This is a genomic window from Microbacterium wangchenii, from assembly GCF_004564355.1.
GTDB classification, from domain to species: Bacteria; Actinomycetota; Actinomycetes; order Actinomycetales; family Microbacteriaceae; genus Microbacterium; species Microbacterium wangchenii.
In genome coordinates this window covers 1,948,072-1,959,785 of the sequence record NZ_CP038266.1, presented here as the reverse complement: position 1 = coordinate 1,959,785, position 11,714 = coordinate 1,948,072, and the positions used below count along the sequence as shown (strand labels likewise).

The 11,714-nt window shown below is 69.5% G+C and carries 10 protein-coding genes and 1 tRNA gene; 5 read left to right on the top strand and 6 right to left on the bottom strand.

Annotation, left to right across the window (positions count from 1 at the left end; all coding sequences use genetic code 11):
- On the bottom strand, positions 1 to 2,727 hold the full coding sequence (gene aceE / locus E4K62_RS09380) for a pyruvate dehydrogenase (acetyl-transferring), homodimeric type (protein WP_135066645.1): 2,727 nt from the start codon (positions 2,725 to 2,727) through the stop codon (positions 1 to 3).
- A gap of 274 nt (positions 2,728 to 3,001) precedes the next feature.
- Here aceE and E4K62_RS09375 point away from each other — a divergent pair, with 274 nt between their 5' ends.
- The 5 genes from E4K62_RS09375 to E4K62_RS09355 are packed head-to-tail and all read left to right on the top strand — an operon-like array spanning position 3,002 to position 8,311.
- Positions 3,002 to 4,069 (top strand): Ldh family oxidoreductase, encoded by a 1,068-nt coding sequence (locus E4K62_RS09375; protein ID WP_167747766.1) that lies wholly within the window; start codon positions 3,002 to 3,004, stop codon positions 4,067 to 4,069.
- Positions 4,066 to 5,421 (top strand): MFS transporter, encoded by a 1,356-nt coding sequence (locus E4K62_RS09370; protein ID WP_135066639.1) that lies wholly within the window; start codon positions 4,066 to 4,068, stop codon positions 5,419 to 5,421. The genes E4K62_RS09375 and E4K62_RS09370 overlap by 4 nt, the downstream gene beginning before the upstream one ends.
- Positions 5,418 to 6,767: a mannitol dehydrogenase family protein gene (locus E4K62_RS09365; protein ID WP_135066636.1), complete on the top strand. Its 1,350-nt coding sequence runs from the start codon at positions 5,418 to 5,420 to the stop codon at positions 6,765 to 6,767. The genes E4K62_RS09370 and E4K62_RS09365 overlap by 4 nt, the downstream gene beginning before the upstream one ends.
- Positions 6,764 to 7,528 carry an SDR family NAD(P)-dependent oxidoreductase gene (locus E4K62_RS09360; RefSeq protein WP_167747765.1) on the top strand — a complete coding sequence of 255 codons (765 nt, stop codon included), beginning with the start codon at positions 6,764 to 6,766 and terminating at the stop codon, positions 7,526 to 7,528. The genes E4K62_RS09365 and E4K62_RS09360 overlap by 4 nt, the downstream gene beginning before the upstream one ends.
- Before the next feature lie 30 nt (positions 7,529 to 7,558).
- Positions 7,559 to 8,311, top strand: a complete 753-nt coding sequence (locus E4K62_RS09355) for an IclR family transcriptional regulator (RefSeq protein ID WP_167747764.1) — start codon at positions 7,559 to 7,561, stop codon at positions 8,309 to 8,311.
- A 6-nt stretch (positions 8,312 to 8,317) separates the two neighbouring features.
- On the opposite strand, the gene E4K62_RS09350 is transcribed toward E4K62_RS09355, so the two are convergent.
- The 5 genes from E4K62_RS09350 to rbsD all read right to left on the bottom strand — a co-directional run bounded on the left by E4K62_RS09350 (position 8,318) and on the right by rbsD (position 11,710).
- The gene (locus tag E4K62_RS09350) at positions 8,318 to 9,265 is read right to left on the bottom strand and encodes a sugar kinase (RefSeq protein ID WP_135066624.1); all 948 of its coding nucleotides are present in this window, start codon (positions 9,263 to 9,265) and stop codon (positions 8,318 to 8,320) included.
- Between the two features lie 161 nt (positions 9,266 to 9,426).
- Positions 9,427 to 9,502 (bottom strand) — tRNA-Val (locus E4K62_RS09345).
- 245 nt (positions 9,503 to 9,747) lie between these two features.
- Positions 9,748 to 10,386, bottom strand: a complete 639-nt coding sequence (locus tag E4K62_RS09340) for a bifunctional 4-hydroxy-2-oxoglutarate aldolase/2-dehydro-3-deoxy-phosphogluconate aldolase (RefSeq protein WP_135066621.1) — start codon at positions 10,384 to 10,386, stop codon at positions 9,748 to 9,750.
- Positions 10,387 to 10,489: 103 nt separating this feature from the next.
- Positions 10,490 to 11,311, bottom strand: a complete 822-nt coding sequence (locus E4K62_RS09335; protein ID WP_135066618.1) for a GntR family transcriptional regulator — start codon at positions 11,309 to 11,311, stop codon at positions 10,490 to 10,492.
- Entirely contained in the window at positions 11,312 to 11,710 is a 399-nt protein-coding gene (gene rbsD / locus E4K62_RS09330; RefSeq protein ID WP_135066615.1) for a D-ribose pyranase, read from the bottom strand.
- Between the last annotated feature and the right edge of the window lie 4 nt (positions 11,711 to 11,714).

Genomic DNA, 11,714 nt, shown 5'->3' with positions numbered 1-11,714 from the left:
TCAGCTCTCGCCGCCGGCGTTCCCGCTCGTGCCGGCCGTCACGTCGTGCAGGCGGTACTTCTCGATCGCCTGCACCGACAGCTGCGGATCCACGGCGCCTTCGGCAGCGAGTGCCTGGAGCGTCCGCACCACGATCGACGGCCCGTCGATCTTGAAGAAGCGGCGGGCGGCCGGGCGGGTGTCGGAGAAGCCGAAGCCGTCGGCACCGAGTGTGAAGTAGTTGTGCTGCACCCAGGGGCGGATCTGCTCCTGGACGGCGTGCTCGAAGTCGCTGACGGCGACGACGGGGCCGGGGGCCCCGGCGAGCTTCTCGGTGACGTACGCCGTCTGTGGCGCCTCCTCGGGGTGGAGGAAGTTGTGCGAATCGACGGAGAGGCCGTCGCGGCGCAGCTCGTTCCAGGAGGTCACCGACCACACGTCGGCAGCGACTCCCCAGTCGTCCTTCAGCAGCTGCTGGGCCTCCAGGGCCCACGGCACGCCCACGCCGGAGGCGAGGACCTGCGCGCGGGGGCCGTCGCCCGAACCCGAGGAGATGCGGTGCAGGCCCCGGACGATCCCGTCCACGTCCACGTCCTCCGGCTCGGCGGGCTGCACGATCGGCTCGTTGTACACCGTGAGGTAGTACATGACGTTGGGGTCGGGGTGGTTGCCGCCGTACATGCGCTCGATGCCGGAGCGGACGATGTGCGCGATCTCGTACCCGTACGCGGGGTCGTAGGTGATCACGGCCGGGTTGGTCGACGCCAGCAGCGGCGAGTGACCATCGGCGTGCTGCAGGCCTTCGCCGGTGAGGGTGGTGCGCCCGGCGGTGGCGCCGATGAGGAAGCCTCGCGCCATCTGGTCGCCCGCCGCCCACAGGGCGTCTCCGGTGCGCTGGAACCCGAACATCGAGTAGAAGACGTACACCGGGATGAGCGGCTCGCCGTGCGTGGAGTACGACGTCCCCGTGCCGGTGAACGCCGCGAGGGCGCCGGCCTCGTTGATGCCGACGTGCACGATCTGACCCTGCGGGCTCTCCTTGTAGGCCAGGAGCAGTTCACGGTCGACCGAGGTGTAGTGCTGACCGTTCGGGTTGTAGATCTTCGCGGTCGGGAAGTAGGCGTCCATCCCGAAGGTGCGGGCCTCGTCGGGGATGATCGGCACGATGCGGTGGCCGAAGTCCTTGGCGCGCAGCAGATCCTTCAGCAGGCGCACGAACGCCATGGTCGTGGCGACCTCCTGCGTGCCCGAGCCCTTCTTGGGCAGGGCGTAGGCGTCGTCACCGGGCAGCGACAGGCCCACATGGTGCGTGCGACGCTCGGGCAGGAACCCACCGAGGGCGCGGCGGCGCTCGAGCAGGTACTGGATCGTCTCGTCCTGGGCGCCGGGGTTGTAGTACGGCGGCAGGTAGGGGTTCTCTTCGAGCTGGGCGTCGCTGATCGGAATGTGCATCGCGTCGCGGAAGAGCTTGAGGTCGTCGAGGGTCATCTTCTTCATCTGGTGGGTCGCGTTGCGGCCCTCGAAGTGCGGACCCAGGCCGTAGCCCTTGATGGTCTTGGCGATGATGACGGTCGGCTGGCCCTTGTGCTCGACGGCAGCCTTGAACGCGGCGTACACCTTGCGGTAGTCGTGACCGCCGCGCTTGAGGTTCCAGATCTGCTCGTCGGAATAGTCCTTCACGAGCGCGGCGGCGCGCTCGTCGCGCCCGAAGAAGTGCTCGCGCACGTAGGCGCCGCTCTCGGCCTTGTAGGTCTGGTAGTCACCGTCAGGGGTGGCGTTCATGAGGTTCAGCAGCGCGCCATCCGTGTCGCGCTTGAGCAGGTCGTCCCACTCGCGCCCCCACACCACCTTGATGACGTTCCATCCGGCGCCGCGGAAGAAGCTCTCCAGTTCCTGGATGATCTTGCCGTTTCCGCGGACGGGGCCGTCCAGGCGCTGCAGGTTCGCGTTGATGACGAAGGTGAGGTTGTCCAGGCCCTCGTTGGCGGCGACCTGCAGCTGTCCGCGGCTTTCCACCTCGTCCATCTCGCCGTCGCCGAGGAAGGCCCACACGTGCGAGTCGCCGGCGTCCTTGATACCGCGGTTGGTGAGGTACTTGTTGGTCATCGCCTGGTAGATGGCGTTGATCGGTCCCAGGCCCATCGAGACGGTCGGGAACTGCCAGAACTCCGGCATGAGACGGGGGTGCGGGTAGGAGGGGATGCCGTTGGGCGCGGCCGACTTCTCCTGACGGAAGCCGTCGAGCTGCGCCTCGGTCAGGCGTCCCTCGAGGAACGCGCGCGCGTAGGTGCCGGGGGAGGCATGGCCCTGGATGAAGATCTGGTCGCCACCGGAGGGGTGGTCATGGCCGCGGAAGAAGTGGTTGAAGCCGACTTCGTAGAGCGCCGCCGACGAGGCGTACGTGGAGATGTGGCCGCCCACGCCGATGCCGGGCCGCTGCGCACGGTGCACGGTGATCGCGGCGTTCCACCGGATCCACGCGCGGTAGCGGCGCTCGATCTCCTCGTCGCCGGGGAACTCCGGCTCGTTCTCGGGGGCGATCGTGTTGATGTAGTCGGTGGTGGGGACCATGGGGACGCCCAGGTGCAGGTCCTTGGACGCCTTCAGGAGGCTCAGCATGATCTCCCGGCCGCGTCCGTGGCCCTTGGCCTGCACGAGCTGCTGGAGGGATTCCTGCCATTCAGCGGTCTCGTCGGGATCGCTGTCGAGCGGTCCCTGTGAGTACGGATCCTGATCGTGAACAGTCACGGAAGACCTTTCTTCGGCTGGCAGATCGTGCCAGGCAATCGCCAAGGGTGCGCACGAAGCGTTGTCCGCTCTGTACAACGCGCACCTGGACCCAGCCTACCGAGTCCGGCGGTAACCGGACCGCCGGACGGGACCCCGGCGAGCGCGGTCGGGCGGCCGGGAAGGGAACAGCTCTTTGCCCTGCGGCCGGCGATCCGGTAGCCTCGACGGCGGTATGGAACTAAGTTCCGGCACACGGAACAACGCACGAGCGCGAGAAGACGAGGATGTCGACGTGAGCACAGGATCTGTGATTCTCGATGCCGAGAGCCTGCGGAAGTGGGCGCACGGTCTTCTGGAGTCTCTCGGAGCGCCGGAGCAGACGGCGGCGACGGTCTCGCAGTCGCTCGTGGAGGCAGACTTGCGAGGCCACGACTCGCATGGCGTTCGCCGGATCGCTCCCTACGCGGACTTCATCCGGCAAGGGCGCCTCGATCCGGCCGCGGTCCCGAGCGTCATCGAGGCCCCAGCGCCGGCCGTCGCCCGTGTCGACGGAGCGAACGCGTTCGGTCAGCTGACCGCTCGCCTCGGCGCCGGCGAGGCGGCGACGCGTGCAGGGCGATACGGGGTCGGAGCCGCAGTGCTCAGTCGCTGCCAGCATGTCGGGCGCCTCGGCGAGTATGTGGAGCGCATCGCCGAGCAAGGGCTCGTCGGATTCGCGCTCGCCAACGCGGACCCGACCGTGGCGGCGTGGGGCGGGCGCACACGTCTGCTGGGAACGAACCCCCTGGCGTGGGCCGTCCCCGCCGGACGGGGCGCCGCGCCCGTCGTCGTCGACTTCGCGACGTCGGCGACAGCCGAAGGCAAGCTGGCCGTCGCGGTGGCGAACGGCGCGACGATCCCGGAAGGACTCGTCCTCGACGCGAATGGGCGCGGGACGACCGATCCGGGAGACTTCTACGCCGGAGGGTCGCTTCTCCCGTTCGGTGGGCACAAGGGCTACGGTCTCGGCCTGATCGCGGACGTGGTCGGTGGACTCCTGAGCCGCACCGGCAGCGCCAGCTCGCCGTCCTACGACGGCACGTTCGGCACGGTGCTCATCGCGCTCGACGTGGCGGCCTTCGTCGACGCGGACGAATTCTCCGCCGAAGTGGAAGCGCTGCGAGCGCGCGTGCACGGATCGGAACCGGCCGACGGATCGCAGGGCGTCCTGGTGCCGGGGGAACCGGAATGGGACACCCGGCGCCAGCGCCTGGCGACCGGCATCACCATCGCCCCCGGCACTGTCGAAGCACTGGATCGGCTGGCCACGGAGCAGGATCTCACACCCTTGTCCGACCTCAACGAGGAGAACCGAACATGAGCACGTCACATCCCGGTGGGGATGCCGCGGTGGCCCCGCGCAGCACTCCCACGAGCCCCCGCGACCTCCGTCGAGTCGTCCTCGGCTCGGTGGTCGGCACGGCGCTGGAGTGGTACGACTTCTTCATCTACGGCACCGCCTCGGCGCTGGTGTTCGCGCCGCTGTTCTTCCCCGACAGCGAGCCTGCCATCGGCGCCATCCTGGCGTTCGCGACCTTCGGTGTGGGCTTCGTCTTCCGACCGCTGGGCGGCATCCTCTTCGGCCACATCGGCGACCGCCTCGGGAGGCGAGCGACGCTTGTGCTGACCACCATCGTGATGGGGGTCTCCACCGGGCTCATCGGGCTTCTTCCGACGTTCGAATCCGTCGGTTTGCTCGCGCCGCTCCTGCTCGTGCTGCTGCGCGTGCTGCAGGGGCTGGGTGCCGGTGCCGAGTTCGGTGGCGCCTCCACGCTCCTGGCGGAGCATGCCCCCCAGCACCGACGCGGCTTCTACACGTCCTTCGCGCAGACGGGCGTGCAGATCGGCCTGCTGCTGGGCACGGTCGTGTTCCTGTTCGTGGGGATGATGCCGGATGACGTCCTGCTCTCGTGGGGGTGGCGCATCCCGTTCCTCGTGAGCTTCCTGATGATCGGTGTCGCGCTCTACGTCCGCCTCCGGGTCGAGGAGTCGCCCATCTTCCTGGAGATGCGCAAGGCCCAGAAGATGGTCAAGCTGCCCGTCTTCGACGCGGTGCGCCGCTACCCGAAGAACATGCTCATCGGCATCGGCGCCCACATCGCCGACACGGCTCTGGTGTACCTGTGCGCGACGTTCGTGGTCAACTACGTCACTGGAACGCTGGGGCTCCCACGATCGACGGCGCTGACGGGCGTGATCATCTTCTCCGTGGTGGTGATCGCACTGCAGCCCGTCTATGGAGCGCTCTCCGATCGCATCGGGCGCAAGCCGCTGAACCTGTTCAGTGTGATCTTCACGGCCGCGTTCGCCTTCCCCTTCTGGCTGCTCATCGACACGGGGGAGCCCGTGCTGATCTGGATCGCGCTGGTCCTGGCCACCGCTCTGGGGCTGGCCCCCATGATCGCCGTGCAGCCGGCGTTCTACGCGGAACTGTTCGGCGCGCGGGTGCGGTACTCCGGATTCGCCACCTCCCGTGAGATCGGCGCCGCCCTGGCCGGGTTCACCCCGCTGGTCGCTGCAGGTCTCCAGGCGCAGCTGGGGGGCCAGCCGTGGCTCATCGCGGCCCTCTTCGTCGTCCTCTCACTGGTGTCCTTCGTCGCCTTCGCTGCGGCCAAGGAGGGCAAGGACATCGATATCGAAGACCTCGGACCGGGTGACCCGCAGAGCCGATGACTCCTCGGGGTACGCAGGTCCACCTCGGTGCCGGCGCGTTCGCGCGGGGGCACACGTGGCTGTGCACGGCGCGGGCGCAGCGCGAGGACGGATGGGGCGTGGTCGCCGTCGCGCAGCGGTCCGAGCGAGTGATCGGCCTGCTGCGGCAGAACCGGTGGGCGTACACGGTGGTGGAAGCCGACGAAGACCATGCCGACGCTCACCGAGTCGATGTGGTCACGGGCGGCCTCGTCGCCCACGGCCAAGAGACCGCGCTCCTGGCCTCCCTCGCTGACGAGAGCACCCACGTGGTCACCATCACCGCGACGGAGGCCGCCTACCCGAGGACACCGGAGGGAAGGCTGAACCGCGCCGCGGTGGCACAGGACCTCGACGACGGCGGCGTACGGACCCTGATCGGACAGGTGGTCGCCGCCGCGCGGGAGCGCGAGCGTGCCGGTATGGGCGGGGTGAGCTTCGTCGTGTGCGACAACATCCTCCGCGGGGGTGACGTGCTTCGCACGCTGGCTCTGGAATTCGCCCTCGCGCGGGGCGAGGAGGGTGCTGCCCGGTGGCTGACGGAGAGAGCGACATTCCCCAATGCCGTCGTCGACCGGATCGTGCCCGCGCCGACGGAGGACGTCATCCGGGCGGCCCAGCGGCTGACGGGGACCGCCGACGCCGCGATGGTCGTGACGGAGCCGTTCTTCCGCTGGATCTTGCAGGACAGCTTCGCCGGCCCCCGGCCGCGATGGGAGGATGCCGGCGCGGTCCTCGTGGACTCTGTCGCGCCGTGGGAGGCGGTCAAGCTGAACCTGGTGAACGCACCGCACTCGCTGCTGGCTTATCTGGGACTCCTGGTGGGGCATTCCACGACTCACGCCGCCGTGGGCGACCCCGTGCTGCGGCGGGGACTGGAGCACGCCTTCCGTGAGGACCTCGTGCCGGCGATCACCGAGAGCGACGGCATCTCCCCGTGGGTGGAAGCGGAGTCATCCGTCCGTCGCTTCGCCAACCCCCGCATCCACCACCGCCTGGATCAGATCGGTGCGGGGGGCGCGCACAAGCTGTCGCAGCGGCTGTCAGCCCCGCTGCAGGACGCGTCGCGGCGCGGACGAGGTGCTCACTGGCTGGCCCTGTGCCTCGCGGCGTGGGCGGAGTGCGGCGCGCGGGGACTCGTGAGCGATTCGCCCCGGGCCGACACGGGGTCATGGGTCGAGCGGGCAGCCGGCGTGTTGCAGGCTGCGGGCCTCGAGAGCGTGGCCCCCGAGGGGTTCGCCTCGGAGATCGCCGCACGGTGGGACACACTTGCCCGTCGCGGCGCCCACGCCGCGGTGATCGAATTGTCGGAGAGCGGGGAGTCATGATGGAGAGCAGCGACCGGGTCGCGGTCATCACCGGCGGCGCAGCCGGTATCGGCGCCGCCATCGCCGATGCCCTCCTGGCAGCGGGGACGAGGCGCCTCGTCCTGACCTACAACGGGTCAGAGGACGCGGCACGAGAAACCGTCACGCGGCTCGAGAGCCGCGGTGCGCGCGTCATCGCCGTTCGCACGGACGTGCGCGACGAGGCGCAGGTACGCGCGCTCGCGGCGCACTGCGAGGAGGAGTTCGGTCGCTGCGACCTGCTCGTCAACAACGCGGGGACGACGCGGTGGATCCCCTTGGGCGACCTCGACGCAGTCGACGACGAGACGTGGAACGAGCTTCTCAGCGTCAACGTCGTGGCGGCGTTCCGCACGGCGCGCGCCTTTGCGCCCCTCCTGAAGGCCAGCGGAGGCGTCATCATCAACATCGCCTCCATCTCGGCACATCGCGGCATCGGCTCGTCCATTCCCTATGGCGTCAGCAAGGCGGCCCTCGTGCAGCTCACGCGCACACTGGCCGCCACGCTCGGCCCGGAGATCCGCGTGAACTCGGTGTCCCCGGGAACCGTGTCCACACGATGGCAGCTCGATCATCACGGTGATGCGTTCGCCGAGCTGGCGGCGCGCGAGCGCGAGGTAGCGCCGCTTGCACGCACCCTCGGACCCGAAGACGTGGCCCAGGCGGTGCTGGGGCTGGTCGGCGCCGAGGGGGTCACCGGCGTGGACCTCATCGTCGACGGCGGCAAGCACATCACCTACTGACCTCGTTCTAGAGTGTCGGAGGAGGCACGAGTGGACGAATCGCAGCGCGGCAACGCGACCTCGAAGGTGCTCTCGGTGCTCGACGCACTGGGCGACAATCGTCGGTTCGCAGATCTCGTGAGCGCCACGGGCCTTCCGAAGTCCAGCGTGCACCGCATCCTGCAGGACCTCGTCCGTGGGGGATTCTGCACTGTCGACGACGCGGGCGGCTACCTGCCCGGTCCCAAGCTCATGGGCCTCGCGGGCCGCGTGTTCGGTCGCCACGACGCGCTCGCCGGTGCCGCCCCTGCCCTAGAGCAGTTGCGGTCTCGCACAGGTGCAACGGTTCATCTCGCGCAGCTCGCGGGCGATGAGGCGGTGTACGTGCGCAAGCTCGAAGCGAGCAAGCCCTACCGGATGGCGTCCCGCGTCGGGATGTCGATCCCCCTGCATTGCACGGCGATCGGCAAGGCACTGCTGGCGGGCATGCCGAGGCGAGAGGCCGTGGAGATCGTCGCGCGTGCCGGTCAGCCGGCGCGGACACCGCACACGCGCACGACGCCGGAAGCCCTGGAGGCCGACCTCGACCTCACGACCGAGCGCGGCTGGGCACTCGACGACGAGGAGAACGAGATCGGGGTGGTGTGCGTCGGTGCGGCGGTGCGGGATGCCACCGGCCGTGTGACCGCTGCCGTGAGCGTGTCGCAATTGCTCGGCGACCTCGAAGAGATGCCCCCGGGCGTGGCAGGCCCCCTCGTCGCCGAAACGGCGCGTGAGGTCTCGAACAGCATGGGCTGGTCCTGATCGCCCTCAGCCCGCGTCGTGGTGCGAGGCCACGTGCTTCCGCGATTCGCTCAGAGTCGGCAGGTGCCCGGTCCCGCCCTGCCCCTGCAGAGACAGCGCGGCAGCGGCCCCCGCGAGGGTGATGGCCTCGATGCCCAGGGGTCCGCGCGACAGACACGCGGCCAGGGTGCCGGCGAAGACGTCCCCGGCTCCCGTCGCGTCGACCACGTGCGGCGCAGGGGAGGGGGCGATGTGCGTCGCCGTCGTGCCGTCATGGAACAGCACCCCGTCCGCCCCCTGGGTGACGCAGACGTTGGCTGCGCCCCACGCGAGGGCCCGCTCTGCAGCGTGCTGCGGGTCGGCGGTCCCGAGGAGGGCTGTGCTGTCGCTGGGGCAGGACGGGAGCACGAGGTGGCAGTGCGGCGCGATCGCCGCGAACGCCTCGCGAGCGCGCTCGACCGTGGTCAGGCGCCGGCGGAAGTTCGGGTCGTAGATGACCCGGCCGCCGGCAGCGGAGACCTCCCGCACGGCGCGCAGGATCGCCTCTCCAGCGGATTCGGAAATGGCCATGGTGATTCCGCTCACCAGCAGCACCTTGACGTCGGGCAAGGAGACCGCCTCGAGGTCCGAAGGCGACAGTCGTGATGCCGCCGAGTCGGAGCGGAGATAGACGAAATCGCGCGTTCCGTCGGGATCCGCGCCGACGAGGTAGGCGCCCGTGTGCTCCGCGCCCACGATCACGTGTCGCGTGTCGATGTCCAGCGTCTGCATGTACCGCAGCAACCGGCGGCTCACTTCGTCATCGCCGACGCGGGTCAGGATGGACGTGCGGGCGCCCGCCGCCGCAGCGGCGGCAGCGGAGTTGAGGGCGTCGCCGGAGAACGACAGCGAGAACGTATCGGCGATGTCGAGTGGGGATGCCGCGGACAGCTCCACCAGCGGCTCGCCGATGACCAGCACGTCGAGAGCGGTCATCGACGGACCAGGCCCGCGGGATTGAGGGGGGAGAACAGAGCCGTTCCGCCAGGTGGGATCTCGTATCGTTCCACGAAACAAGCCTAGTTCGGAGCACCGCTCCGTGTCGACGGCCGGGTGCAGTCGAGGATGCTGGGGCGGCGGGTGCCGCGCCGGCGTGATGGTGGGCCCTGCCGGGATCGAACCGACGACATCCACGGTGTAAACGTGGCGCTCTACCAGCTGAGCTAAAGGCCCTCGCCGACCAGTCTAGGGCGGCGACCGTGCCCGTCCGGGCTCACAGACCGCGAGCCACCGACTTCGCCGCGGGCTCGGCGGCTCTCACTCGGTGTCGGTCAGAATTCAGGAGAATCCGGCGGTTTGGGGGGGGGTTGTGGGGGCGGGATGCGGCGGAATCTCCTGAATTCTGCGCGGGCGGGGGAGAGGGCGGCCGGGGAGCGGTGCCGGCGTGGCGCCGGCCGACCATCCGGTCGGAAGCGCGCTCAGCAGCGAGCGGCGGCGAGGGCTGCGGCGAAGTCTGCCGCTCGGCGGGTGATGTCGTCCCAGTCCTCCGCGGCGATCGATGCGGAGTTGGCCAGGTCGCCCCCGGCGCCGACGGCGACGGAGCCGGCCGCGAACCAATCGGCGAGGTTACCCGGCTTGACGCCGCCGGTGGGCATGAGCGGAGCATCGGGGAACGGTCCGCGCAGAGCGCCGAGGTACGACGGCCCCCCGAGGGAGGCCGGGAAGATCTTCACCACGTCGACACCGAGCGCGAGCGCGGCCATGACCTCGGTCGGGGTCATCGCGCCGGTCATGACCACCGCGCCGGTGTCGCGCATCGCGCGGGTGAGGTCGGGGAGGGTCCCGGGGCTCACGAGGAACTCCGCGCCGGCGGCGACGGCGTCCTGCGCTTGCGCCGTGGTGGTCACAGTACCGGCGCCGACATATGCGGCGTCGCCGTGTCGTGAGACCAGCTCACGGATCACGGCGGGGGCATCCGGAGTCGAGTAGGTGACCTCGATGCCGGTCACACCTCCGCGGATGATCGCCTCCGCCGTCTCCAGGGCGAGTTCCGGAGAGGGGGCGCGCAGCACGGCGAGGACCCCGGTGGTGCGGGCGCGGGCGAGACGGTCGGTCATGAGGCTCCTTGAGAGATTGTGCCCATTCTTCCGGATCCCGACTTGTAATGACAACTGAGCGGGCACTCGTTGTCCGCCGTCATCGCCTCCCGGCCCAAGCGCCTCAGCCGGAGACGGTGCCCGCCCGGGAGGTCCCGCCGGTGTCATCGACATGCAGCAGCGAGGCCTGGGACTGCTCCTGCCTCAGTTGGAACTCGAAACGGGATCGATCGCCACGATGCAGTGCGATGAAGTATTCGATGGGGGTGCCGGACGCGTCGCGACTGATGCTCCGCAAGCGCAGCAGCGCCGATCCGGCGCTGACGTCGAGATGCTGTGCCTGGTCATGGGTGGCGACGGTCGCCTCCGCCGAGCGGATACCGTCGGTCGCCCGGATGCCGTGCTCTGCGAGCAACCGGTAGAGGGAGGCCTCGGACAGGTCCACCCCGAGCGTGAGCGCGCCGACCTGTTCCGGCATCCATGTCGTGGAGAGTGACCACGGCTCCCCGTCTACATGGCGCAGCCGCTCCAGCGCGACCACGGGAGAGCCCACCGGCACCTCGAGCGCCGCCGCGACATCCGCATCGGCCTTCTCGCGCTCGTGCCGGAGGATGTCGCTGTGCACGTGACCACCGCGCCGCTCGACGTCGTCGAACAGGCCGATCAGCGTGTGCACCAGCGACTCGCTCGTGCGAGGGCGGGAGACGAACGTGCCCTTTCCCTTGACCCGCTCCACCAGACCCTCGTGCTCCAGCTGCGCGAGCGCCTGCCGGACGACGGTGCGCGAGATGCCGTACCGCTCGCACAGCCGGTGCTCTCCGGGAAGAGGATCCCCGGGCTGCAGGCCGTCGCGTTCGATGCCGTCGATGATCAGCTGCCGCAGCTGGTCGTACATGGGGGCGGCGGAGTGGCGATCGATAGCATCCGCGCCTGCCGTGGCGGACATCTAGTACGCCACCCCCGCGTGCAGGATCACGTTCGCATACGGCGTGAACTCACCGGAGCGGACGAACGCACGAGCGCCGCGCGTGAGCTTCTTGAAGTCGACGTGGGGGACGAGCTCGATCTCGATGCCGGGCAGTCGCTCTCGCAGCTGCGCCAGCACCTCGGGACTGTGGGTGGCGATCTCCGCGGACGCCGTCGCCCCTTCCACGACCATCTCGGCCAGCACCGTGTCCAGCACATCGAAGAACGCCGGGGCGCCGGGGCGATAGGCGAGATCGATCCGCTCGGATGCGGGCGGGATCGGCAGACCGGCATCGGTGACGACGATGAGGTCGGTGTGACCGGTCTCGCTGATGACGCGGGAGAGCGCGGGGTTGATCGTCGTCGATGTCTTTCGCATGAGG